The 25119-nt window shown below is 39.4% G+C and carries 22 protein-coding genes and 1 pseudogene; 17 read left to right on the forward strand and 6 right to left on the reverse strand.

Annotation, left to right across the window (positions count from 1 at the left end):
• The first annotated feature begins 54 nt into the window (after positions 1-54).
• The 3 genes from ACH8E3_RS12630 to ACH8E3_RS12640 all read left to right on the forward strand — a co-directional run bounded on the left by ACH8E3_RS12630 (position 55) and on the right by ACH8E3_RS12640 (position 3134).
• Entirely contained in the window at positions 55-1566 is a 1512-nt protein-coding gene (locus ACH8E3_RS12630; RefSeq protein ID WP_458632999.1) for a methyl-accepting chemotaxis protein, read from the forward strand.
• 50 nt (positions 1567-1616) lie between these two features.
• Positions 1617-1796, forward strand: coding sequence for a DUF3934 family protein (locus ACH8E3_RS12635; RefSeq protein WP_458633000.1), 180 nt, complete (start codon positions 1617-1619; stop codon positions 1794-1796).
• A gap of 207 nt (positions 1797-2003) precedes the next feature.
• A complete protein-coding gene (locus ACH8E3_RS12640) occupies positions 2004-3134 on the forward strand; it encodes a polysaccharide deacetylase (RefSeq protein WP_458633001.1) in 1131 nt (376 codons plus the stop codon).
• Positions 3135-3265: 131 nt separating this feature from the next.
• On the opposite strand, the gene ACH8E3_RS12645 is transcribed toward ACH8E3_RS12640, so the two are convergent.
• Positions 3266-4171, reverse strand: a complete 906-nt coding sequence (locus ACH8E3_RS12645; RefSeq protein WP_458633002.1) for a helix-turn-helix transcriptional regulator — start codon at positions 4169-4171, stop codon at positions 3266-3268.
• Positions 4172-4408: 237 nt separating this feature from the next.
• Here ACH8E3_RS12645 and ACH8E3_RS12650 point away from each other — a divergent pair, with 237 nt between their 5' ends.
• The 11 genes from ACH8E3_RS12650 (at position 4409) to ACH8E3_RS12700 (ending at position 14700) form a co-directional block, all read left to right on the forward strand.
• Complete coding sequence (locus tag ACH8E3_RS12650) at positions 4409-4975, forward strand: carbohydrate-binding family 9-like protein (RefSeq protein WP_458633035.1); 567 nt, start codon at positions 4409-4411, stop codon at positions 4973-4975.
• Positions 4976-4999: 24 nt separating this feature from the next.
• Entirely contained in the window at positions 5000-5842 is an 843-nt protein-coding gene (locus ACH8E3_RS12655) for a sugar phosphate isomerase/epimerase family protein (protein ID WP_458633003.1), read from the forward strand.
• Positions 5843-5892: 50 nt separating this feature from the next.
• Positions 5893-6912, forward strand: a complete 1020-nt coding sequence (locus tag ACH8E3_RS12660; protein WP_458633004.1) for a Gfo/Idh/MocA family protein — start codon at positions 5893-5895, stop codon at positions 6910-6912.
• A 377-nt stretch (positions 6913-7289) separates the two neighbouring features.
• Positions 7290-8237: a radical SAM protein gene (locus ACH8E3_RS12665; protein WP_458633005.1), complete on the forward strand. Its 948-nt coding sequence runs from the start codon at positions 7290-7292 to the stop codon at positions 8235-8237.
• 173 nt (positions 8238-8410) lie between these two features.
• Entirely contained in the window at positions 8411-9001 is a 591-nt protein-coding gene (locus ACH8E3_RS12670; RefSeq protein ID WP_458633036.1) for a spore coat protein, read from the forward strand.
• A 174-nt stretch (positions 9002-9175) separates the two neighbouring features.
• Positions 9176-9892, forward strand: a complete 717-nt coding sequence (locus tag ACH8E3_RS12675) for a cytochrome c biogenesis CcdA family protein (RefSeq protein ID WP_458633006.1) — start codon at positions 9176-9178, stop codon at positions 9890-9892.
• A 24-nt stretch (positions 9893-9916) separates the two neighbouring features.
• Positions 9917-10468: a redoxin family protein gene (locus ACH8E3_RS12680; RefSeq protein WP_458633007.1), complete on the forward strand. Its 552-nt coding sequence runs from the start codon at positions 9917-9919 to the stop codon at positions 10466-10468.
• Positions 10469-10496: 28 nt separating this feature from the next.
• Positions 10497-11624: a peptide-methionine (R)-S-oxide reductase MsrB gene (gene msrB / locus ACH8E3_RS12685; protein WP_458633008.1), complete on the forward strand. Its 1128-nt coding sequence runs from the start codon at positions 10497-10499 to the stop codon at positions 11622-11624.
• A gap of 23 nt (positions 11625-11647) precedes the next feature.
• Positions 11648-12427: a response regulator transcription factor gene (locus tag ACH8E3_RS12690; RefSeq protein WP_458633009.1), complete on the forward strand. Its 780-nt coding sequence runs from the start codon at positions 11648-11650 to the stop codon at positions 12425-12427.
• 8 nt (positions 12428-12435) lie between these two features.
• Entirely contained in the window at positions 12436-14154 is a 1719-nt protein-coding gene (locus tag ACH8E3_RS12695) for a cache domain-containing sensor histidine kinase (protein ID WP_458633010.1), read from the forward strand.
• Positions 14155-14199: 45 nt separating this feature from the next.
• Positions 14200-14700, forward strand: a complete 501-nt coding sequence (locus tag ACH8E3_RS12700; protein WP_458633037.1) for a hypothetical protein — start codon at positions 14200-14202, stop codon at positions 14698-14700.
• Between the two features lie 65 nt (positions 14701-14765).
• Here the strand turns inward: ACH8E3_RS12700 and ACH8E3_RS12705 are convergent, their stop codons facing one another.
• The 3 genes and pseudogenes from ACH8E3_RS12705 to ACH8E3_RS12715 all read right to left on the reverse strand — a co-directional run bounded on the left by ACH8E3_RS12705 (position 14766) and on the right by ACH8E3_RS12715 (position 18010).
• A complete protein-coding gene (locus ACH8E3_RS12705; RefSeq protein WP_458633011.1) occupies positions 14766-16025 on the reverse strand; it encodes an MFS transporter in 1260 nt (419 codons plus the stop codon).
• A gap of 160 nt (positions 16026-16185) precedes the next feature.
• Positions 16186-17053, reverse strand: a pseudogene (locus ACH8E3_RS12710) (arsenic resistance protein).
• 15 nt (positions 17054-17068) lie between these two features.
• Positions 17069-18010 (reverse strand): NAD(P)-dependent alcohol dehydrogenase, encoded by a 942-nt coding sequence (locus ACH8E3_RS12715; RefSeq protein ID WP_458633012.1) that lies wholly within the window; start codon positions 18008-18010, stop codon positions 17069-17071.
• A 233-nt stretch (positions 18011-18243) separates the two neighbouring features.
• Between ACH8E3_RS12715 and thrC the strand changes: the two genes are divergently transcribed.
• The gene (thrC, locus tag ACH8E3_RS12720) at positions 18244-19638 is read left to right on the forward strand and encodes a threonine synthase (protein WP_458633013.1); all 1395 of its coding nucleotides are present in this window, start codon (positions 18244-18246) and stop codon (positions 19636-19638) included.
• Between the two features lie 118 nt (positions 19639-19756).
• Here thrC and ACH8E3_RS12725 read toward each other — a convergent pair whose 3' ends face one another.
• Both ACH8E3_RS12725 and ACH8E3_RS12730 read right to left on the reverse strand, forming a co-directional pair.
• Positions 19757-21526 carry a sensor histidine kinase gene (locus tag ACH8E3_RS12725; protein ID WP_458633014.1) on the reverse strand — a complete coding sequence of 590 codons (1770 nt, stop codon included), beginning with the start codon at positions 21524-21526 and terminating at the stop codon, positions 19757-19759.
• On the reverse strand, positions 21523-22956 hold the full coding sequence (locus ACH8E3_RS12730) for a response regulator transcription factor (protein ID WP_458633015.1): 1434 nt from the start codon (positions 22954-22956) through the stop codon (positions 21523-21525). Before ACH8E3_RS12730 ends, ACH8E3_RS12725 begins: the two co-directional genes overlap by 4 nt.
• Before the next feature lie 251 nt (positions 22957-23207).
• On the opposite strand from ACH8E3_RS12730, the gene ACH8E3_RS12735 reads away from it, so the two are divergent.
• Both ACH8E3_RS12735 and ACH8E3_RS12740 read left to right on the forward strand, forming a co-directional pair.
• Positions 23208-24146: an ABC transporter permease gene (locus tag ACH8E3_RS12735; protein ID WP_458633016.1), complete on the forward strand. Its 939-nt coding sequence runs from the start codon at positions 23208-23210 to the stop codon at positions 24144-24146.
• A gap of 22 nt (positions 24147-24168) precedes the next feature.
• Positions 24169-25068 (forward strand): carbohydrate ABC transporter permease, encoded by a 900-nt coding sequence (locus tag ACH8E3_RS12740; protein WP_458633017.1) that lies wholly within the window; start codon positions 24169-24171, stop codon positions 25066-25068.
• Positions 25069-25119 lie beyond the last annotated feature (51 nt).

Raw genomic sequence — 25119 nt, forward strand, 5'->3', positions numbered from 1 at the left:
TAGTGGATGCGGGTTAATCGTTTTGTTAACTTTTAGCAACTAGGAGTGGGATAAATGGTACAAAAAAAGAATAAATTTATGCTTTATAATTCGTTAGGTATGGTGGCACTAATTTATGTCATCTATTTCATTACGCTTTCAGGAAAGATGGATATGCATGGGATGCATAGTGGACAGGCTTCAGATGATGTCGTCTTGAAATACATATTATTAGTACTCCCGGTTATTCTATTGATTGTCACGACGATCATATACTTGCGTAACCATATACACAAGTATATTCCCCATCTCGTTTCTATTGTGTGTTCTTTTGCAAGTATAGCGATTGTTGTAGCGGGTAATGGAGCGGTAGAATTTCACTTTTCGATATTTATGGCGATTGCATTAATCGCATACTATGAACAGATATCCATTATAGTCACGATGACATTGATTTTTGTTGTAGAGCATGTGGCAGGACTCTTAGTTATACCGGAATTGATATTTGGAGCGAGTGAATATCCATTCCTTATGGTATTGGTGCATGCAGTCTTCTTGGTACTGACTTCTACGATGACGATTATACAAGTTATTTCTAAGCGGAGATTAACGAATGAGCTTGAAGAAGGTAAGCAACTACAACAACGTATTATTGAGAATACAATTGCTGAATTGAGTAAGTCGACCGAAGCCATTAATGAGTCTGTTGCTTCCTTGGAGATGAGTGTGAATCAGACCATTCAATCCAGTGAGAGAATTACAGGTAACATTAACAATATTGAACAGGAAACGGTGACACAGGCCGAGAAGATCAGAGTTAACACCATCTCTATCGAAGAAGTTGCTGTAGGCGTGGATCGGATTGCTCAAATGTCTGGTCAGGTAGCAGAATCGACAGAATCCATGCTTCAAAGAATCATTGAAGGTAATAACTCGGTTCTCAAGGCAGAGAATCAAATCAGTAACGTATCGCATGCGAGCCAAGAAGTGTATCAATCTTTCACTGAATTAGTTGAAAAGACAAATGAGATTTCTAACATGGCAATCGTCATTCGAGATATTGCAGAACAAACCAACTTATTATCCCTAAATGCTTCAATAGAAGCTGCAAGAGCTGGGGAAATGGGTAGAGGATTCGTAGTTGTAGCACAACAAGTGAAGAAGCTAGCTAATCAATCGAGTACTTCAGCCAATGAAATTACTGAATTAATAGACACAGTACAGGCACGTACGATGCGGACACTAGGTTCTATGGAATCTTCTACAGAAGAAGTAACGAAAAGTGTCGAAGATATGGTTGAATTGAAACATATATTCAATACGATTATGATGGCTTCAGAATCAATTTCTGAGCAAATGACGGAATCTGCAACAACGACTGAACAAATGAGCACGATGACAGATCAAGTAAATGTAACCATAGATGAAATAAGTGTCACTGTAGATGCTTCGGTTAAAGAGATCAAGGAAATGTCTCTTGAACTTAATGACCAACAACATAATATAGAGACGATTATGAATTCTATCGACAAACTGCAAATACAAATAGTGAATTTAAATGAAATTGTTGTGAGATTAAATAATTAAACTATTGATGTTATAATGATTGTGAGTCTTAGAAATGTTGGAGTGATGATATGAGTAAAGCTAAGGGTGGAACAGGAAAAGGAACAGGCAAGAAGGGTTGGACCCGTTGGGACAAGATGGATAAAACCAAGAAGGTAAAGAAAAATTATGGTGCGATTCGTGCTGCGGCTAAAGAATCAGAAAATGCCAATTCAAATCATCGGAAAAAGCATGACAACGAGTCTGAGTAGTAAAGACAGCTGAAATGTTGTGGAATTACTAACCAAGTAGAATAGCGAAAGCCCCTTGAGGATGATTTATCTTCAAGGGGCTTTCGCTGTATGTAATAGGTAACAGAACCTTTACCTAAGGTTACAATCTCTCAAATAACATAGTAATCATTTGTGATATAGTATGTTTATTAAATACTAGATTAACGTCAGATAGGAGTTAGGCCAATGATAATCAAGAGAACTTCGTACTTATTATTAATACTAATATTCATGACAACAGGTGTGATACATACCGTAGAAGCAGCGAATATGACTTCATTAAAGCTCAGTATTAATGACAAGATAAGTTCTGTTGATACGGTAATGAAAGACAATTCATTCTATGCTTCTTTGAGAGACTTATCGGAAGCTATGGATGCACAGATGACAGGAACAATATCCATTCTGACGATTGTGAGAGACAATCAAAGGATGATCCTTTATAAGGATGATCAAATAGCTGTTCAATCGGATGGAAGTAAGGTCACTATGGTTACATTCATTCATCAAGGTAAGCTCATGGTTCCATTACGTGAGTTATCTAGTTATTTCGGTTACCAAGTGACGTATCAATCTAAGGAGAATCTATTAAGAATCAAAGATAGCCGTGCTACGCTAAGTGACAAAGAATTTATAACGAAATTCTCAACGCAACTTAAGGCAATGACAGTGGTAGTGCCAACAAAACCTTTAGCTAGTAAAGGGAAAATCGTATATTTAACTTTCGATGATGGACCAACGTCAACCACAGGCCAATTGCTAGATGTATTGAAAGAACATCATACCCAAGCTACATTTTTTATGTTGGGGAATAATGTAATCAAATATCCTAATGCAGTTAAACGGACTGCTTCTGAAGGACACAGTCTAGGTTTGCATGGGGTTACACATATGAAGACGAAATTCTATCAATCGCCAGCATCAGCTAGAGCCGAGATGGATACCGATAAGAGATATATCAATAAGATAACAGGGATTAGTCCTAAATTAATACGCACGCCTTATGGTAGTAAGCCATACTTTACCACCGCTTTTAGAGATAAGATGTTAGGTGATGGTTACCGTTTATGGGATTGGAATGTTGATTCTATGGATTGGAAGTTTCAAGAAGATAGTAATTCGATTTATACAACCGTCATGAATCAAGTAAGACAATTAGAGAAAGGCAAGGTAACCCCAATTATTCTACTTCATGATCAGAAAGCGACTCTAAAGGTCCTTCCGCAAATCATTGAATCTTTGAAGAAGAAGGGATACTCATTCGAACTGATTACGCCAGATTTGAAGCCAGTAAATTACTGGCAGGATATAAGGTGATCTCTTTATACCATCAATACTAATATCGTAATGGATATGATATATGAATAAACAACAAATAGGTCAGCCGAAAAGAAGCTGACCTATTTGTTGTTTATAGCGGTAACCAAACAGTAGGTAAAAGTTATAACTTATAGAATCCGCGATAACTTGCGATATTCACTTGCTGGGATACCTTCTTGTCGACGGAATAAACGGCTGAAATAATGAATATCGGGATAACCCACATGTTCGCCAATTTCTTCAACCGTCATATCGGTTTCACGTAATAGTTTTCTTGCTTCGCGATGTCGAATAGATTGAATGAATTCATTGGGTGGCATGCCAGCGGTTTGCTTAAATAATTTAGCCGTATAATCAATACTTAATTGTAGTTCTTCTGCAATAGAATGATTACACCAATCCCCAGAGGGATTTAATTCGATCTTCCCCATAATTCTAGAAATCTTATTGGCATACGGTGAGGTATGTGTTAATGATATAGAACGCGAGATGCGTAATAGATGAGCTAGAATATTTAGGATCAGAGCTCTGCACACGAGTTCATATCCGAGTGGGCGCATTGTAAATTCGTGGACCAGTTTCTCCATCAACTGAATGCACGCAAGTGGAATGGTATATACAACTTGCGACGATAGGGATGTGAAATTCTCGGAACAGGGTTCCAGTGCGAATTTATTCAAATGGATATTCTCTTCATTAACAATCATATCCGCTTCGGTTGCAATATTCAGCTCATCGAAGAAATCAAAGTGAATCCCAAGAAAACTTGCATCTGGTGTAGATACGACTTCATTCTGGTGCAATACACCAGAAGGTAGGAAGAGGAGTTGTCCGGCAATTATATCAAACCTCTGACCGTAAATAGTTGTTGCCGCTTGTCCTTGAACCAAGTAGAGAAGTTCAAAATTATAGAGTCTTCTCTCTGGAAGGACACCTGTAGGCATTCGTTGAAATTGTGCATAATGAATATTAGGGGACCATTCTCTGAAACTAGCTTGTCGCTGAAGGGGGTAGATTCCCTTAATCATGTCCATAATAATGCTCCTTGGATAATTAAATATATTTAATAACGGAATTGTGCAAATAATACCCTTATTGGCTAAAGCAATGCGATCATAACTCGGTTATTATAAATGTATTATCACATGTTATTGTTATGTATACAATATAACTGAATGAGATAAGGAGGGTGAAGGCTAATTACTACAGCTAAGCAAGTTGAGAATAGTTATATATGTAAGCGCGCCGAATATTTAAATTCGGATTGCTCTATTGAGTCTCTTGACTGGAGTAATGCTCAAGTGATCTCGTTAACGGATACGGCAACTGGATTGCCTTCTCGTGAAGACACAAAGGTTCAAGCTTGTTGGAATACAGACCATTTGTTTATTCGCTTCGTATGCGAGGATGCTCACGTCGTGTCAGATTACGTGAAGAGAGATGATCCATTATATGAGCAGGACGTTGTGGAAGTATTCATAGATGAGGATGGTACGGGTAAGGAATATTTAGAGTTAGAAGTAAGTCCCAATAATATCGTGTTTGACGCTATTATTCAGAACGACGGTCACCAATCGATTGTTGGTTCGGACAAGTCGTGGGAATTTAGAGGACTTCATACTTCAGTCGCAAGAGATGATGCAGATCAATTGGTCTATTTCATCCAAATTCCATCAACCAATTTCAAGAAACCACTACAAATAGGTTTGCAATGGAAGGTTAACTTTTATCGAATTGATGAGTGTGTGCAAGGAATTCGTGAGTATCAGGCATGGCAACCTACAAGAGCAATAAACTATCATATACCATCCAAATTTGGAACCATGTTATTCATATAAATTTATATGGGGAGGTTTTTTATAATGAAAAAGGGAATAAACATTTGGTCTTTCAATGGGGATTTATCGATTGGGGAATGTATCAAGACAGCAAAAGAGGCAGGATTTGACGGTATTGAATTGTCACTGAATGAGACGGGCGAGTTAGGTCTTGCTAGTGGTGATAAGGAAGTTAAGGAGATCAAGGATCGTCTAGAAGATGCATCACTTGAAATCGCTGGATTGGCTACTGGTTTGTATTGGGATTATCCAATGACAAGTTCAAATAAAGAGCTTCAATCCAAAGCTATCGATGTATGTAAGAAACAGCTTGAGTTAGCAGAAGCATTTGGCGTAGACGCGATCTTGGTCATTCCAGGCGCGGTTGGCGTAGACTTTATTCCTGGTAGTGAAGTTGTTGATTATGAGCATGCATACGACCGTGCACAGGAGTCTATTGCCAAATTAGTACCTTTTGCAAAAGCTGCTGGCGTATCGATTGCAATCGAGAACGTTTGGAATAAGTTCCTTCTATCTCCGCTAGAAATGCGTTCGTTTATTGATGATTTGGGATCTGAATTCGTTGGATCTTACTTTGATGTGGGTAACACCGTAAACAATGGTTATCCAGAACACTGGATTCGTATACTAGCCCATCGTATTAAGAAGGTACACTTCAAGGATTACCGCCGCGATGCTGGTGGACTACATGGTTTTGTAGACTTGCTAGCAGGTGATGTGAATTATCCAGCAGTAATGGATGCGCTTAGAGCTATTGGATACGACAACTACGTAACGGCCGAGATGATTCCTGCCTACACACATCATTCGAACCAAATTATATTCAATACATCCAACTCCATGGATGCCATCTTGGGTCGCAAGTAATCATTCGTTCATTCAGTTATTTATTATATATATAATAGGAGGTTTTTATTATGTTGAAAGTTGGATTAATCGGATTTGGATTTATGGGACATATGCACTTTGATAATTATGTTAGATTAGCATCTGAGGGTGAACAGGTTCAATTGGTAGCGATCTGTGATATAAGAATTGACGAGCTTAAAAAGAGTGCAATCGTAGGTAATATTGCTACAGATAAATCAGAATACGATTTGACGCCATATAACCTATATGACAATGTAGATGCGATGTTGGCGAATGAAGAGTTGGACGTGGTAGACATTTGTCTACCAACCTATCTGCATGCGGACTTAACCATTAAAATGCTTGAAAAAGGATTACATGTATTCTGTGAGAAGCCAGTTGCTTTTGATTCTAAAGATGGATGGAAGATGGTTGAGACAGCTAAACGTAATGGCAAAACATTGATGATCGGTCAATGTTTACGCTTCTGGCCAGCATATGAGTATTTGAAAGAATGTGTAGTCGATGGACGCTACGGCAAAGTGAAATCAGGACATTTCTTCCGTGGATCAGGATTCCCGCAAGGTTGGGAAGATTGGTATCTAGATGGAAGTAAGAGTGGTGGTAACATCATGGATATGCATCTTCATGACACAGATATGATTAACTGGTTGTTCGGTATGCCGGATCAGGTATCTGCACTTGGTCGCAAGGATGATTCTGGAAGTAGATATGACGCAGTTTCTACGAACTATATCTATCCAGATGGTAAAGTGTTGAATGCCATGTCTGACTGGACGCTTCAAGGTGACTTTGGCTTCGCAATGACGTATCGTGTCAATTTCGAAGGTGGAAACTTAGTGTTTGAGAATGATGAACTTAAGGTTAATCCAAGTGATGCGCCAGGATTTGTGGCTGAGTTAATCGAAGATAGAGGATACTATCGTGAAGTGAAACACTTCATTCAATCTATTAATAGTGGAGAACAGATTACAATTTGTACGCCAGAAAGCTGTGTAAATACTTTGGAGATCATCGAAGCAGAGCTTCGTTCTGCAGACAACGCAGGAGCATTAGAGAAGATCTAAGTTTTTCTAGATAAGTTTGTCCCGATAGCAGGCCAAGGTAGTATACCCTTGGCCTGCTATCTGATGTTTCTGGTCCACTTTATTTAGAAGTATAAGGAGATCGCTCTTTATGTTAATGGTTGGTGGAAAGATGAAGTAGCGCAGCGGACGGAACGACTTCGAAAAAGCGTTAGCGGTCGCCTTGGTCTCCGAATTTCAACCACTGCGTGGTTCAATCTAGAAATTTGGAGAGCACAGCGATTGTAGAAACGTTCCGTTCGCGGAGCGTCTACTCGGACAGCCCCTATGCACTTGCTATAAGATACATCACACAAGTGTTGATGATTACATTATATAATCACTTATTGTGATAAATATCTTCAGGGGGCGATCAAATAATGAAGTATAAATCTCTTGAACTAGAGAAACCTAATACATATGCATTAGAAGGATTGGAGATTGGCGTAACCTCTAATTGTAACTTCCGCTGTGATTACTGCTGTGCTTATGAGAGAAATGACGGGAATAGTCTGGATGCGAAGGAAATCATTCGTATTCTTGAGGGCATTCCCACATTGAAACGAGTAAGATTATCGGGAGGAGAAGTGACTTTGAAGTTCCAAGACTGTGTCGAGGTGGTTGCCTATTGTTCATCAAGAGGTATTCAGACGCAGTTAAATTCCAACGGTAGTCTGCTTAATGCAGATCGTATTCAACAATTGGTTGATGCACAACTGACGACGATCCACATCTCATTCAATTTCACGACGGCAGAAGAATTCTCACGTTATTACAACATCCATCCTAGCGTGTATGTAAAGATTAGAGAGAATATATCCATGTTCGCAGCAACTTCTGTGGACACGGTCCTGGAGACGTTATTATTCAGTGAAACCGAGTATCATATGATGGAGATCAGTGATCATGTGTACCAATTAGGTGTTCGAACACACGAGATTCAGAATAGCATCATTATGAATCATACGGGTTGGAAGGCAATTGCAGCTCGCGAAGCATTGAAGAGTGCCGTTCATGAGCTGATTGAACATAAGAAAGAGGATACCACTTTATATTTCACATGTATGGATCATTTTGCAGAGGCGCTAGGGTTCAAAGAACAACCAGGTGTTTATTTCCCTCATTGTATAGAAGGCAAGACGCAACTCCATCTTCATGGGAATGGTGATATTCTCATCTCTGAATTATGTCATCCTGTTATTATCGGTAATATTTATACAGGAACAGCATTACAAGATATCTATACAACAATACCTCCTCAACTACAAGATTATCTAGATAAGGAACCATGCCCCGCATTTAATGCGTTATTCCCACAAGGATTATAATATCTTTGCACAAAGGCCTATACCTCCAGTGATCATATTGTTCGCAATGTTGTCATGTATAAATAAGTGCTGAAACACTCAACCTATTGTAGTTAGATTAACCATCCCAATACATTAGAGGAGGTTTTACAGTGCATAATCAAGGTCAACAGAATCAAGCGAATAATCAACCAATGGGTATGCAGAATCAGAATATGCAGCGTGCGGGTAAGGAAGTTCTCGACGTGCATGACGTATTAACTTGTACGGTCGCTGTTCTAGATCAAATGGTAATGTATAAAACGATGGTACAAGACCAAGAATTGTTATCTATGATAGATCGTCAATATAACTTCATTCTGTCACAGTACAACCTGACAGCAGAGTGCTTTACAACAGGGCATAAACCAAGTCAAGACACTGCCAAGTATATGATGCAAGAATCAACCGATCAGATTATCTATGGACTGAAGCCAGGTCAGCCGAAAACACCTGCTCAATCCGCTAATGAAATCAAGGAAGAACACATTAGTGGATTTATGCTAGGTAATCTGAAAGCAGCAACTTCACATATGACAGTAACTGCTTCGGAGGCAACGAATCCTGTTATTCGTCGAGTGATCGCTTCGCAAATTGAGAACTACCTTGAGATGGCCTATGAAGTATTCTTGTATCAGAACAAACATGGATACTATCAGTTAGCAGAGTTAACACAGTCCGATGCACAGCAACTGTTAAATGCTTGCGCACCCGCAACAGGTCATTCGCGGATGCCGTTACAATAAACGTTAGATCACATATTACAATAGTAAACTTAAGAAGAAGAACCCTAGCCAATCGGCTGGGGTTCCTTTTCTTACATATGATGATTTTATAGAAAGGTATCATGAGATCGAATGTTCATTCCACATGAAATGCATTACACTTTAACTAACTTATATAAAGAGGATGTGGCTAGCATGTTGACAGAACAAGTATACATTGGAAGTGTGTTTATTGCAGGCATATTATCTTTTTTCTCACCGTGTATATTACCTTTGCTACCAGTTTACTTATCATTTCTAGGTGGTTCGGATATAGAAAATAAGACGAAGACGAAGACAATTGGTAAACTTATAATTCATCCCCATCTGATAGGGAATACGATCTTCTTTATTCTAGGGATATCTACCGTCTTTGTACTACTTGGATTCGGAGCTGGAGCGTTAGGCAATGTGATTAATAATTCTTGGTTTATTATTGTGTGTGGTGCTGTTGTTGTTCTATTTGGTATTTATCAGACTGGTATTATTAAGCTGTTCTTTATGGAACGTGAGAGGAAGATGGAGTTAGACTTGCAAGGCAAGAAAGGATGGATCGGAGCATACCTTCTTGGGTTCACATTTAGCTTCGGTTGGACGCCATGTATTGGGCCAGTATTAGCCGCAGTTCTAAGTATATCAGCGAGTGAAGGTTCATCGATGTTCGGAGGATGGTTAATGTTAGTCTATACATTAGGATTAGCGATCCCGTTTCTCGTACTATCTCTCTTCACAGATGTATTACTGCAACGCATGAAAAAGATATATAAATACATGGGAACATTAAAAGTGATATCAGGTATCATCTTGATTCTAATGGGATTGTTACTGATGTCCAATAAGTTGAACATGATCACCACGTTTTTTGCAGTGTAATCACACTATAGGGGGTATACGATAATGATGATAAGAAAGAAATGGACTATGCTAACGCTGTTTATCTCCATTGTTGTACTTATAACAGCTTGTGGGAATAGCGCCAATACTTCAACTGAAGCATCGGGGACGCAACAAACAACAGTAAATCAAGGGAAGCTTGCTCCCATGTTCGCACTTAAGGATCTAAATGGCAATGAAGTTGTACTAGCAGATTTAGCGGGAGAAAAGGTATATGTGAAGTACTGGGCGTCATGGTGCTCGATATGTCTTGCGGGGCTTGAAGAACTCAATACATTATCTACTCAAGATGTAGATTTCAAAGTCATTAGCATAGTAAGTCCCAACTTTAATGGAGAGCAATCGCAGGAAGCCTTCACTAAGTGGTTCAAGACACAATCAGCATATCAAGATGTTACCGTACTATTGGATGAGGATGGAACATGGGCGAAACAATTCGGAGTTAGAGCATATCCGACAAGTTATTATATTGGTTCAGATGGGATATTAGCGAAGACTGCCCCCGGCCATAGTTCGAATGAAAAGATTATAAATGTCATGAATGAGGTCAAATAATACGGACAGATAGATAGGAGGAGCTAGAATGAAACGATATACATGGTTAGGTTCACTGTTATTACTCTTGTTAATTGCGACAGCTTGTTCATCCGTGAATAGCGCACAAGGTGAAGGTATAGCAAATGATACACCGCAGGTATCTAACAATCCCAACTCAACGATCGATTACACCAATACGGAGTTAAAAACAATTTATTTGGCTGGCGGATGTTTCTGGGGCGTAGAGGAGTATATGTCACGTATCTATGGTGTCAGTGATGTGACTTCCGGCTATGCGAATGGAAAGGGTGAGAACCCAACCTATCAAGATGTCATTGACGGGGATCGTGGATTCGTCGAAACTGTGGAAGTGAAATATGATCCCAAGCGAGTGACATTAGAAGATCTAATAGCTAAATACTTCAAAGTGATCAATCCATTAAGTCTCAATAAACAAGGCAATGACATAGGCGATCAATACCGTACAGGTATATATTATAAGGATGATGTAGATCTACCGATAATTACAGCTGCTGTGGCATTAGAACAAAAGAATTATGATCACGAGATTGTAACAGAAGTATTACCTCTCACGAATTATTACTTAGCTGAGGAATATCACCAAGATTATTTGATTAAGAATCCGGATGGCTATTGTCATATTGATCTAAGTATTCTGGATGATCAAGAAGTACCGGTGGAAGATGGAGGGGCAATTCAGATTGATGCTACCCTGTATCCTAAGCCAAGCGATAAGGAACTGAAGAGTAAATTAACCAATGAACAGTATCAAGTAGCTGTGAATGAGGATACAGAACGTGCATACTCCAATGAATACTGGGATCAATATGAACCAGGTATATATGTTGATGTAGCTACAGGAGAACCTCTTTTCTCAAGTCGAGATAAATATGATTCTGCCTGCGGATGGCCTAGCTTCACGAAGCTGATTATCAAAGAAGTTGTGACCTATCATGAAGATAAGGCATATGGCATGGTGAGAACAGAAGTGAGAAGTCGTGCAGGTGATATTCACCTAGGACATGTGTTTGATGATGGACCTCAAGATAAAGGTGGCAAAAGATATTGCATCAATAGTGCTTCCATTCAATTCATCCCTCTTGCAGATATGGTAAAGGAAGGGTACGGTTATGTTACTATAGCAGTAGAATAATACAGAAATGGAGCCCTTCGTGAATGTATACATTAATGCTTGTAGAAGATGAAGAGTTGGTGCGTAATGGGATAAAACGTTTCGTACCTGTAAGTGAATTGAACATTACCGAAATCATTGAAGCAAGCAATGGAGAAGAAGGGCTTCGGCTCTTCGAAATTCATCTACCTGATGTGGTGCTGTTAGATATTAATATGCCTAGAATGAATGGGTTGGAATTCGCCAGTAAAATAAAGATGATCAAACCCAGTGTCAAAATCGCAGTCATCACGGGTTATGACTACTATGATTATGCGGTGACGGCTTTGAAATTGGGAATCGATGATTATGTGCTTAAGCCTGTATCGAAGAACGATGTCTTTGAAGTGTTGAGTAAATTGGTGGAAAAGATGAATAGTGAATCTCAACAAACCATGTTGCACGATGCGCTTAAAGAATACCAGATGAATATCCATACGAATCAGTCAAGTGATGATGATCGTTATAAGTTCTCTATAAGTCAAATGGTAGAGGATAATATAGGCGAACCAGACTTTTCACTCACGATGCTAGCAGAGCATATGGGGTTTAGTTCGGGTTACATGAGCGTTTTGTTTAAGAGATTGTTTAATGTGTCTTTTCAAGATTATATGGTGTCGACACGCTTAGAACGTGCAAAGCTTCAATTGCTAATGTCAGACATGAAAATGTATGAAATATCACTAGCTGTTGGCTTCGATAACCCCAATTATTTCAGTTCAGCTTTTAAAAAGAGGTTCGGACTCTCGCCGCTCCAATACCGTGAACGGATCAAAGAGTCATGAGGAACTTTATGCATTCCCTTCAATTTCGAATTTCATGGATTTATATGATGATTAGCTGTGTGACGATCGGTATTATTGGGACAGTGCTCTATGTTGGTATTTCGCAAGTGGTGATAAAGGATTCTATTCAATCCTCGGAGATGGCCATAACGAAGAGTGGCACGTACGTAGAGATGTATATAGATCGTCTGAAAGTATTAACGACGATGCTTGCACATAATCCACAAACGATTCGAACACTAGCATCTGAGGATAAATCCGGTGAAGAAGACGTACTCCAATTCATTAATACGGTTCTTATGTCAGACTCCTATATTAAATCCGTTGTGGTAATTGGGAAAGACGGCTATGTTCTATCTAATGAGAAAAAACTAAATATGATGCGTTCATCCGATATGATGAAAGAACCTTGGTATGCTGCGGCAGTCAATAGTAGTAACCCTGCACTTACCTCCGCAAGAATGCAGAAATTCTCAATGGATAAAGATAATTGGGTCATATCCATGAGTCAAGAAATTAAAGATGAGAACAATAACAATCTTGGTGTTGTTCTATTGGACATTCAATATAAAGGGCTTGAAGACTATCTGAATGAGCTGGAATTGGGTAGCAATGGGTATGCTTATATTGTGAATAGCCAAGATGAGATTGTCTATCATAAAGATCCTTCCTACTTCAGAAATGATAAGAAAATAAATAAATTGCTTCAGCAAACGCTAGATAAGGAAGGATACGATAAGAAACAGAATATCCTTGTTCACCATACCGAGCTTCGAAATTCAGATTGGACATTGGTGGGCGTCAGTTCATTAGATGGACTAGCACAAATTCGTAACCAATTACTGAAATCATTTGTGATCGTGGCCTTAGGCTTGTTAACGTTAATTGTTATCGTCTCTCCGCTGATTGCTAAGAGTATGACAAGACCGATTCAACGGCTAGAACAAGCAATGAAGAAGGTGGAGACAGGCCGATTAGAGGTCAGTGTGCCCGAGACGGGTGTGACGGAGGTACAGGGGCTAGCTCAACATTTCAATAGGATGGTCATGGAGATGAAACGCCTCATGGCGGATATTGAGAAGAAGGAGCAGAATCTAAGGTCCTACGAGTTGAGCGTATTGCATAGTCAGATCAATCCGCATTTCTTGTACAATACGTTGGATACGATTGTGTGGATGGCTGAGTTCAACGATAGCGAACGAGTGATCTCGACAACGAAAGCACTTGCTAGGTTCTTTCAATTATCGCTAAGTGGTGGAAGTGAGTTCACATCGATTCAGAACGAAATAAACCATGTGACACAATACCTCTTTATTCAGAAAGAACGCTATGGTGAGAGACTGCAATATGACATTCAGTATGACCTTGAATTATCTGATCTGGTTATCCCGAAGCTGATCTTACAACCGTTAGTGGAGAATGCGATCTATCATGGTATACGTGAGAAGGATGGTCCTGGCTTGTTGGAGATTTCCTGTAGAACAACAGATGAGGGACATATTCTTTTTATCGTGAAAGATGATGGGGTTGGGTTCGATACGTCCTTGGATAAGAGTAGTCTGATAGGTGAAGGTGAGTCGGTAATCAAACTAGGTGGTGTAGGTATTCATAATGTGGACGAGCGATTGAAACTCTACTATGGTCAGGAATATGGGATTACGATAGCGTCTAAGTTATGTGAAGGAACAACGGTAAAGATTGTGGTTCCCGGTGTAAATGACTTATAATATAGAGATATGTTATAGATTATATAAAAGGATGTTGGATGTGTGATGTTATCTTTTGAACAGAAGCTACAAATTCTAGAATCTTTCCCAGAATTACAGCGTAAGAATGTATCACTTGGACGAGTGAACTTTCACTATGAAGAGAGCCAGACGGATAAAAAAACGATAGCACTTCACATGCATCCTAATGGCAATGGATTCATCTATGTCGGTCTATTAGAAGGTTATGATGCGGATGAGAAAGGGTTCGTAAATATCCGTGAATATACATCGGAAGAACTGACATCACTGGTTATTGCAGCTATTGACTCCCTCTCAAATGACAAGGTCGAGCTTTATGTACAATCAGGTAAAGTAAGTAACCAAGAAGCGGCTCAATATGAAGCCGAAATGTGGATGAACCGTGAAGAGGAAATGTTATCACTTACACGTGACGATGACCTTTGGTATATCTATACAGGTCCTACAATTGAAATGGTGTTCGGAACACTTCAAGAAGCGAAGGAATATTTATGGGAAGAAGGGTTTAGACCTTCAAAAGAATGAGTTGTAAATGAAATGGGATGTCCAAAGCCGTATTAATATGGCTTTATGGACATCCCTCTTTTGTTCTATGATGTTGTTTCAGGTGTAACGGTAGCTAAAGAAGCAGCAGGTTTATGTTTGAATATTGGAATTAGAATTAAAGCACCAACTAGCATGATTAGCCCGGATACACAGTAAATTTCCACAAGTGGGAAATGGCTTTTGATAAAGCCTGCTAAGGACATCATAATGACCATCATCCCCATGAACATTGGACTGAGCACACCATTCACACGACCTACATAAGATTGTTCTGTCGACTGTAGAATTAGGGTGTTGATACCGATTTGAATACATGGCATCGTCAGACCATTTATAAATTGTAGCACCAACGTTAAGGGAACGCTTGTTGAGAGTCCCATGCCAGCAACAGATAAAGCACTGACCGTCATCCCAAAGGCGAGTAGAACTTGTGGAGATACTCTTTTGGCTAATGTCATCACGCTAGCACCGCCAATCAGCATGGCAATTCCATTCACCATGAGAAGAAATTGAAGGAATTCCTTTGTTTGGCCAAGTCGTTCCGTCACTAGGAAGAGTCCTAATGTCTGGATTATCCCCACGGAGAACCCGGCGATGGCAAATGCTCCAGCAAGTACCTTCAATATCGGGCTACGCCATACATAACGAAATCCATCAGCTAGTTCTTGGCGCAAGTTCAACGACTGCTCATTGTGATCGGTCTTCTCTACATCGGGAGGTAGACGGAATAACACTACTGCTGATAATAGGAAGGCTACACCCATAACGGCAATGGAAATATGAATACCAAATTGGTGATATGAGAATATGCCAAGTGCAGGTCCCATGATCATAAAGATAGCCATCAGGGATTGGAATAGTGCCATGCCTTGCTGTAACTGATCGGGATGGACATGCTGCTTGAATAACTTCATCACAGATGGCTGTGAGAATTGAGATAATATTGCGGATACAAACGTCGCTAAGTAGATCATTTCCCATGAACCATATAGTAAAGTTAAGAGAACAGCGAGTACCGAAATAGAGGATAAGAAGTCACACCAAATCATCGTTCTTTTTGGTCTCCAACGGTCAGCAAAGGCCCCTCCAATGAACGAGAACACAAAGATGGGTGCGAATTCGACGACGGAAATAAGTGATATGGCTATGGGATCATTGTTTGTTTGATCGGTTACGAACATCAAAATGGCAAAGTTACGAACCCATATTCCAATTTGAAGAAATAAGTTTGAGATAAGTATGGTTTGGTAGAATCTGTTCCTGAATAAATTACCGGTCATGGGTGACGCATGCACATTTGACATTTAATACACTCCTAAATAAGTTCCGTCTTATTTTTCACTATATTAGAATAAGGTATTATAGACTATTTGGAAAGGGGAAAATCTAAGAAAAGGGATTGAGAAAGGAGAAAGAAATCGTTCTTCCCCAACCTCCAAATCCAAATGTAGAATCGGATGGACCTCAAGGGCAACCGGGTTCAATATCAGGGGTAGACTTGTGTTGATCCCGCATAACAAAACCTGGAATTAGGCGGATGTAAATTATTTCTCCGATCAATTCTACAATCGTCTGGGTAACAATAACGGTCGCTGCGATCGGAGCCCAATCATCTGGCAAAGCCAAAGATCGGGATGACACCACGGATGATATTGAAATCGAAATACACCTTTTCAATTTGGGACGCTACGACAACGATCAGTGTAAGTGCCATGAATGGGACTGGCAACCAAGCCGTTGCATTAAGCGCGGATTGTCCTCTAGGTCTACGCCTAGTCCACAATTGTGTACACACCGCAAATAATAATGGCAACACAATCAAGCTTAAGAAAGCCTCTACAAACAGTCCTACCTTCATAATATTAATCGTTTCCTCACCTATAAATAGCCATAGATACAGCGGAAGTAATATCATTTGAACAACGAATAGAATAGGAGTTGCGGCTAACATTAACTTCTCATTTCCACGGCCTAGCTGTATGAACACAATGATGTAATCGATGCACGGAGTCAATAAAACAAGGTATACTCCAATCGAAACAGCGGGAGTCAGCGGATACAGTTGTGTAAGCAACCATACGACAATGGGTACAATAATAAAATTTGTAACCAGTAATGCACCGATAAATTTACCATTTGACAGAGATTTCCGTGAATGAAAAAAGGGAATCTGTGCGAACATTCCAAATAGAAGAACTGCCAGAATAGGTGAAATGGTAAAGTACAGAAAGGAACTCACAATAGGACTTATCAAGCCTACAGTAGCCCCAATGAATAGAGATGCTACATATAACCAAATTTGTTTATTCTCAAGCTGTTCTCTCGTAATCAATTAAAGGGTAACCTCCTAATCTTGAACTTGAATAATAATTTTACCACGTACTTTGGAGGTTTCACTAAGCACATGTGCTTGGGCAATGTCCGATAGAGGGAATATATTCTCGATAAAAGGGTTCACTAACCCATCGTTACTCAATTGTCCCACGATTTCCAGATCGGCTGTATTGGCATGCACGGATATAAATCGACTTTGTCGGCGAGAAGAAAACTTCGATAGCATGATAGAGGGTGAGGGAATCGTGGAGACATACGTCCCGTTCTCTTTTAAAATACGACGGCAACGCCAATAGCTATATTTGGCAACAGCGTCAAAGATTATATCATAATGCTGGTGATTGTTTTTGAAATCGGACTGATCATATGGTAATACCTCATCGCATCCAAGGGTAGTCGCAAGATCAATGTTCCTTGAATGGCAGACACCTGTAACATGGCATCCTGCGGCTTTAGCCATCTGTACGGCGAAATGCCCCACACCACCGGTAGCGCCCGTAATAAGCACGCGCATGCCTGGTGAGATATGAGCTTCTCTGTGAAGGGCTTGATAAGCAGTGAGTCCAGCTAAAGGAATGGCAGCGGCTTGCTGATCATTCAGACGCTTTGGTTTTAGAGCTACTTTTGAAGCGGGACAGCACATGACTTCGGCATATGCACCACCCTTTATGGCAGCCGATGAGAAACCATAGACTTCATCGCCCGGTTTAACATGTTGAACTTGAGATCCGCACGCGATCACCACACCTGAGAAATCAGCACCAAGGATGCGTGGGAACTTAAAGCCTGACATAAAGAAGATACTCCCTGAGCGTGTTTTATAGTCGATTGGATTTACGGAAGAAGCCATAACTCGTATTTGTACCTCATCAGGCTGAGGCAGGGGTTCCTGTACGGATTCGATCTTGAAAACGGTAGGCTTACCATATCTGTGAATTACAGCTGCTTTCATCATGGGCTAGGCTCCTTTTATAGGGATCATGAATAGACTTGCGTATTGAGGGCTTTCCTTTTGTATCATACATGATTGATAGCAAGAGAAAGTAACAAATGGATATGGAATTTGTCGTATACAAGGGTCTTCTGAAAAATAAGGGATTGGCTATATCTGCAAGGGAAGGTATTATAGATATAATGAATTAGACGTTGTTCATGAACTAATCTAAATGATATTAATGGAGGATTCATATGAAATATATAAGCACAAGAGGGAATGTAGAACCTCAAGGGTTCATCGATACTGTACTTATGGGGTTGGCAGATGATGGGGGATTAATGATTCCGCAGGAGATCCCACAGGTGTCAGCAGAGACATTAAAGGAATGGAGTACTTTAAATTATAAGGAATTATTCCTACGAATCTTTGCACTGTACACCAATGAAGAGATTCCGCAAGAGGATCTGAAGGAAATGGTAGACAAGAGCTATGCTAGCTTCCGGACTTCCGAGGTAACACCTGTGAAGCAATTGAATGATTCACTTTACATTCTAGAATTGTTCCATGGACCAACATTTGCGTTCAAGGACGTGGCCTTGCAGTTCATGGGTGAATTCTATTCCTATGTATCCAAGAAACGCAATAAGATCATTCATATTCTTGGCGCAACATCGGGAGATACAGGTGCAGCAGCGATTCAAGGGGTTCGTGGTAAAGAAGGAATTAAGATTTGTATTCTTCATCCACATGAGAAGGTAAGTAAGGTACAAGAACTACAAATGACAACGGTGGAAGATCAGAATGTATTGAACCTTTCCGTGAAAGGGAACTTCGATGATTGTCAGAAGCTGATTAAAGAACAATTTGCGGATCTGGATTTCAAAAGCAAGCATAATCTACGCGCGATTAACTCGATTAACTTCGTTCGTATACTGGCTCAGAGCGTCTATTACTTCTACGCTTATTTTCAAATCGAGCAAGGAGACCAGCCGAAGAAGATTAACATGAGCGTACCTTCCGGGAACTTCGGAAATATCTTCTCAGGTTTTCTAGCGAAGAAAATGGGCTTGCCGATTCATAAATTGATTATTGCAACGAATGAGAACAATATTCTGGAACGATTTGTGAAGACGGGTGAATATAAACCTGGTAATTTCAGAAGTACGCATAGTCCATCTATGGATATTCAAGTCGCAAGTAACTTTGAGAGATATCTCTATTACTTCTTAGATCAAAACTCGCAGAAAGTATCATCGTACATGAAGAAGCTACAGGATGATGGAGAGATCGTGATGCGTGGCGAAGATTTGGCACGCGTTCAGAGTGACTTCGAAGCTTATGGGGCAAGCAATGATGAAGGACTACGATTGATCAGCACATATAAGGCAGAATATGATTATTTACTAGATCCGCATACAGCTTGTGGTGTTGCTGCATATGAAGCGTGTAGTGGAGATGATGAGATATGTATTTCTTTTGCTACGGCACATCCTGCTAAATTCAATGAAGCAATCGAACAATGTGACATTGAGCAGGAGTTCCCTGATGAAATTCAGAAATTGTTCACTAAACCACAATACCAGGTTGTACTAGATCATAATAAAGAAGAAATCATTAAAGAGTTAATTACATTTTATGAGAGATAAAGTTAAACAAATATAAGAGGTGATGTTCACAGATCAATATCATGATCTATGAACATCACCTTTTGTTTAATTATATAGTCTAGTACCCTTTGAACAGCCATTCGCTGTGAATACCTGTTCAATAAATCCAGTCTTTGATGGGAAGTTGAATCGTGACCGTTGTGCCTTCACCTTGGGTGCTGACAATCTTGATGCCATATGGGTCACCATATTTCAACCATAACCGGTTATGCACATTCTGTACACCGATATGCTCACTTGAGGAAACATTCTTCATATTTAACCTGTCAATGATAGTAGAAAGATCATCTGAATCGATGCCTACGCCATTATCTGCAATGGTTATCACTACATTGTTCATATTACGTTTTTCCACGCGGAGTAGAAGTGAGCCTCCTTTACCAAAAGGTTCTAAACCGTGGGTTAGTGCATTTTCAAGGATGGGCTGAATGATCATCTTAGGAACCGGAATTGTCTTGAGATCATCAGGACAAGACAACTCGAATGTCATTCGATCTGGGAATCTGCCTTGGTGAATTTTCACGCAAGCCGCCGCAATTTTAAGTTCATCTTCTAAACTCACCTCATCCTTCGCTTTGATCGTGTACCTCAACATGGTGGATAAAGCGTTTGTCATCTCATAAATATCCCTATTACCTTTGACGATTGCAATTCCTTTAATAGAATCAAGTGTATTGCTTAGGAAATGCGGATTGATCTGACTTTGAAGAAAAGCGAATTCTGCACGTTGCTTCTCTAAATCTACCTGATATAGTCTGGTTGTAGTCTCAATCAATTGCCCGGTCAGATCATGAACACTTTCGAGCATGGTGTTGAATTGATTGGATATGACCTCGATTTCAGCATAACCTTCTAGGGCAACCTTCGTATGAAGGACATCCAGATTCTCAGATTTCAGTCTAATCATGAATTGCATTAGCTTCGTAAGTGGATTTAGAATATTCATCGTCAGAATGGTATAGGGTATGGTGAATAATAGAAGAAATATCACAAGCAAGATGTAGGTTGATTTCCGTAATGAATCCAGTTCTTTTATCAAGCTGTGTATTGGGACTGCAGTTATAATACTTCCAGAAATCTCCGGTAAATCAAAGGATTGGATAACATAATCCTTACCTTTGATATTAGTTATATAGCCGTTCTCCCCGTCAGCATCCTTACCTGCTTGTTTAAATTGATGGAGTAATTCATCATTATTACTATTATTCGTATATACAACATCATTATCATCCATAACGATGATGGTTGATTCTGTTAGACGTGGATAACGTTCCAATTCTGTTTTTATGGAATTAACATCCAATGCAATTGCAATATAACCAATTTTATCTCCATATAATGCTGTATCCCCAGAAGCATAAATATTCATTCCAAATAAAAACTTATCTTTGGAGATTAGATTATCCTCTTTACGATAGCCAATATATTGGACGCTTCCGTCATCTTTAAGTTTCTGCATATCCAAGTGAATATCATTCATTTTTCCAACTAGTGGTGTCTCTATGTTTAGATATCCTGCAGTTACAATATCAAGGATATCCTTATTTGTACTTTTGACTACACCCAGTAGACTTTGAGCATTCTTAGATAGATGATAGATACCGAGTTTGTCCTTTTCAGTGATTAATGCTTGTATGGTTGTATCGTAACCAAGATTCATTAATAAATTGGATGTGTTGGTATAATTAGCAGATAACTTCTGCTTCAGCATGAATACGAGTTCCTTATTGTATTGTGTATTCTGATTTATGATAATGGCACTGGTCTGCTGATATACCTTGATGATAACGATAGGAATCATGGAAATGATGATGGCTCCAATAATCAACACCTGCATCCGGATAGATAGTTTTTTGAAAGATTTCATTCTGCTAACCTATATTGAGTCGGGGTTAGCTTGTTGTATCTTTTGAAGATTCTCGTGAAGTAGAAATAATCATGGAATCCACATTGTTCACCGACCTGATAGATGGTAAGTTCGGTTTCTTTGAGAAGCTTACAGGCATAATCTATTCGTAAACGCGAGATATACTCCACAATGGTGTCACCAACTTCCTTCTTGAACAATTGACATAAATAGTTAGGGCTTAAAAAGAACTTGTCTGCCAAGATTTGAATGGATATTTCTTGGGTGAAGTTACCATGGAGGTAAATCACGATTTCTTTTACCTTTTTGTTAGCTACATGGACAACATGTGCAGATATCTCTTCAGTGAAATACTTGTAAGTTTCCTTAATCATCTCTTCGATCATGACATCAATATTTCCATAATAGGTATACAAGTGCTCATATCCTTCGAAGAATCGACTATTCGTTCTATTTCCCTCACGATAGAAGAGATACATTGACGCTGTATAAATTAAGTAAGCATCCTTTATCGTAAAAGTACCATTGTGAAACAGGTTTCTTGTAGACTCCAGAATATTGATAAATTTGCTCTGATCTTTGTGTTCTAGTGCATAGTTAATTTCCTTGAGCGTCTCATTGATAGCAATACTAGGCTGATTAGTAGCTTTATAGACACCGGATTTACTTGTTGTAAATATACCGTAGGCTACCAAGGATGCGGCTTCAAGGGAAGCTTCAAGATCTGTAACATCGGAAATGGAGTAGCCTACGCCTACACTTAACGAGCTTGATGTATGTGTAAGTAGACACTGTTTGAGGAAATCATCTTTATGTTCATCAATGACAAGATATCCAAGACGATTGTAATTCATGGCAAAGCTAAGTTGCCCTTCCATCTGCTGAACCGAATGAAGATCAATCCCTTGCACAACAATGGGGGTAATATGAGAATTGGAGTCAATTGGCATAAGATTATCCTGTAGAATCAGGTTCATCTTCGTAGTATTGCTAGAACAAATGGCATCGTACATCTCCAAAGAGTGAATAGGTGAGTGCGCTTTCATCTTTGATTTCTGTTGCAGATATTCGGACGCTCTACTTAGCACACTATGAATTTCTTCAATCTCAAAAGGCTTTAAGCAATAACTGAACGTGCCGTAATTTAAGGCTCTTTGTGCATAAGCAAATTCTGCATGTCCACTCAACACAACGAATAATGTTTCTGGTGACGATAACTTACCGTTCTTTATAAGTTCTAGGCCACTCATATCAGGCATTTTTATATCTGTAAGAACAAAGTCTGGACGAAGATTCTTAATCAATTGAAGGGCATCTATTCCATTCTCAGCATCCCCAATGACTTCGAATCCATATTCATTCCAGTCTACCCCAGCCTTTAAACCTTCAACAATCCACTTCTCATCATCCACCACGATAGCAGTATGCATAATTTCCCCCCTGTAGTAAACAATTTCTTATTCCATCGTAATGGTGAAAGTATGTGTTGGGTATGGCGAAAACTACGATCAATATATCCAATATTATGATAAGCGCTTACTGAAAGCGATTCCATTGAATAATCCACATGATTCGAATTATTTATCCATACTCAGAGTTACACTCTCTCTTTATAATCTAACATATAGAGCCACAAAAAAAGAATATATCACGAAAAATCAGCGAAAGGTGGCAAAAGGGGATGGAGAAAGTGGAGAAGAAAGTTAAAAAGAGAAACTTGTGGGACACAATGCTCCAATATAAGTACTTTTATATCATGGTTCTACCTCTCTTAGCATGGTACGCAATATTCAGTTACGCTCCAATGTATGGGGTTACACTGGCATTTAAGACGTTCGACTATAGCGAAGGTATTACGGGAAGTCCATGGGTAGGGCTAGAACACTTTAGAACAATAATGTCTGATCTAGAGTTACGTCGTGCATTCTATAACACCATTATAATTAGTATGGTGAAGTTGGTAACACACTTCCCAACGCCAATTATTCTGGCCATTGTATTGTATGAATTTTCACGGGTAGTTGCAAGACGTGTGTTTCAGACTATTTTAACATTCCCTCACTTTATTTCATGGGTTGTATTATCTGGTATTATCGTCAACCTATTGAGTAGAGAAGGAATCATTAATCAGTTAATCATTATATTTGGTGGTGAGGCGATTTCGCCACTTGTAGATGAGAATTCATTCCGTTCTGTATTGTATATTACCCACATTTGGAGAGAAATCGGTTGGGACTCTATTATATATCTAGCAGCATTAGCAGGAATCAATCCAGAGTTATTCGAGGCTGCAGAGATGGATGGGGCTAACCGCTTTCAACGACTTGTCAACATCTCATGGCCTGGTATTAAGAGCACAGTGGCTATTCTCTTGATCCTTCACGTAGGTCAACTCATGACTAACGGTGCGAGCTTCGATCAAATCTTCAACATGTACAGCTCGCCAGTGTATTCGGTTGCTGACACATTAGACACTTACATTTATCGAACATCGTTTACAACCGGAGGCGACTTTGGTTATACGACGGCAGTAGGTATTGTGAAATCATTAATTAGTTTAATGTTATTGGTAATAGCTAACACGGTTGTGAAGAAGCTTGGTGAGGAAGGATTATATTAATAAGTATAAGGGGGACCACAAATTGGATGCAGTAGTGAAAAAACAAAGAAAAAAGTGGAAACTATTTGACATCATAGCTTATATCGTTTTAGGCATACTGACGCTGATCACGTTCTTTCCGTTCTATAACGTAATCATTGTTTCGTTTGCAAGTTTTGATGCCATTAGTAAGAGTGATTTATATATATTACCTAAGTCATTTGATCTATCTGCCTACAAGCTTATTCTATCGGATATGAAGTTTTGGAGTTCTCTGCGAAATTCAGTCGTCGTAACTGTAGTAGGTGTTGCATTTAGTATGACTCTATCGGTTGCTGGTGCATATGCCCTGTCTAAGAAAGGTATGCCTGGTAGAAATACTATGCTTACATTGATCTTATTCACAATGTTCTTCAATGGGGGATTGATTCCGTTTTATCTAGTAGTAAAGGAGTTAGGCCTAGTTAACAACATTTTGGTAATGATTATTCCAGCGGGACTCAATACATTCTATCTTATCATTATGAAAAACTATTTCGCTACGATTCCTGAAAGTCTGGAAGAATCAGCTAAGCTAGATGGTGCGAACGATATGTATATTTTACTTAAAATTATCCTGCCGATATCCGCACCTTTTATCGCTACATTCGGCCTATTCTATGCAGTAGAGAGATGGAATGAATGGTGGTATGCGTTGATCTTCATCAGTGATTCATCTAAGGTACCACTTCAAATCTATCTTCGTGAGACATTGATTACGTCCAACTCGTTACTGAACACGATGGCAATGGACATGGCATCGAAGGGTAATAGTGCCAAGGTGTACACTCCAGCATTACAGATGGCAACGATTGTTATTACTTGTATCCCGATTATTGCGGTGTATCCTTTCTTACAAAAGCACTTCAACAAAGGTATCATGGTTGGTTCAATTAAAGGATAAGGCAACACAAATATAGCAACCTATCCTAAATATGTGAAAACAAAAGGGAGG

The organism is Paenibacillus sp. CMAA1364, from assembly GCF_054373195.1.

Bases quoted from the DNA above. Each gene is read 5' to 3' on its own strand.
- ACH8E3_RS12630 (WP_458632999.1), top strand. From the start codon at position 55: ATGGTACAAAAAAAGAATAAATTTATGCTTTATAATTCGTTAGGTATG.
- ACH8E3_RS12635 (WP_458633000.1), top strand. From the start codon at position 1,617: ATGAGTAAAGCTAAGGGTGGAACAGGAAAAGGAACAGGCAAGAAGGGT.
- ACH8E3_RS12640 (WP_458633001.1), top strand. From the start codon at position 2,004: ATGATAATCAAGAGAACTTCGTACTTATTATTAATACTAATATTCATG.
- ACH8E3_RS12645 (WP_458633002.1), bottom strand. From the start codon at position 4,171: ATGGACATGATTAAGGGAATCTACCCCCTTCAGCGACAAGCTAGTTTC.
- ACH8E3_RS12655 (WP_458633003.1), top strand. From the start codon at position 5,000: ATGAAAAAGGGAATAAACATTTGGTCTTTCAATGGGGATTTATCGATT.
- ACH8E3_RS12660 (WP_458633004.1), top strand. From the start codon at position 5,893: ATGTTGAAAGTTGGATTAATCGGATTTGGATTTATGGGACATATGCAC.
- ACH8E3_RS12665 (WP_458633005.1), top strand. From the start codon at position 7,290: ATGAAGTATAAATCTCTTGAACTAGAGAAACCTAATACATATGCATTA.
- ACH8E3_RS12670 (WP_458633036.1), top strand. From the start codon at position 8,411: ATGGGTATGCAGAATCAGAATATGCAGCGTGCGGGTAAGGAAGTTCTC.
- ACH8E3_RS12675 (WP_458633006.1), top strand. From the start codon at position 9,176: ATGTTGACAGAACAAGTATACATTGGAAGTGTGTTTATTGCAGGCATA.
- ACH8E3_RS12680 (WP_458633007.1), top strand. From the start codon at position 9,917: ATGATGATAAGAAAGAAATGGACTATGCTAACGCTGTTTATCTCCATT.
- msrB (WP_458633008.1), top strand. From the start codon at position 10,497: ATGAAACGATATACATGGTTAGGTTCACTGTTATTACTCTTGTTAATT.
- ACH8E3_RS12690 (WP_458633009.1), top strand. From the start codon at position 11,648: ATGTATACATTAATGCTTGTAGAAGATGAAGAGTTGGTGCGTAATGGG.
- ACH8E3_RS12695 (WP_458633010.1), top strand. From the start codon at position 12,436: ATGCATTCCCTTCAATTTCGAATTTCATGGATTTATATGATGATTAGC.
- ACH8E3_RS12700 (WP_458633037.1), top strand. From the start codon at position 14,200: ATGTTATCTTTTGAACAGAAGCTACAAATTCTAGAATCTTTCCCAGAA.
- ACH8E3_RS12705 (WP_458633011.1), bottom strand. From the start codon at position 16,025: ATGTCAAATGTGCATGCGTCACCCATGACCGGTAATTTATTCAGGAAC.
- ACH8E3_RS12715 (WP_458633012.1), bottom strand. From the start codon at position 18,010: ATGATGAAAGCAGCTGTAATTCACAGATATGGTAAGCCTACCGTTTTC.
- thrC (WP_458633013.1), top strand. From the start codon at position 18,244: ATGAAATATATAAGCACAAGAGGGAATGTAGAACCTCAAGGGTTCATC.
- ACH8E3_RS12725 (WP_458633014.1), bottom strand. From the start codon at position 21,526: ATGAAATCTTTCAAAAAACTATCTATCCGGATGCAGGTGTTGATTATT.
- ACH8E3_RS12730 (WP_458633015.1), bottom strand. From the start codon at position 22,956: ATGCATACTGCTATCGTGGTGGATGATGAGAAGTGGATTGTTGAAGGT.
- ACH8E3_RS12735 (WP_458633016.1), top strand. From the start codon at position 23,208: ATGGAGAAAGTGGAGAAGAAAGTTAAAAAGAGAAACTTGTGGGACACA.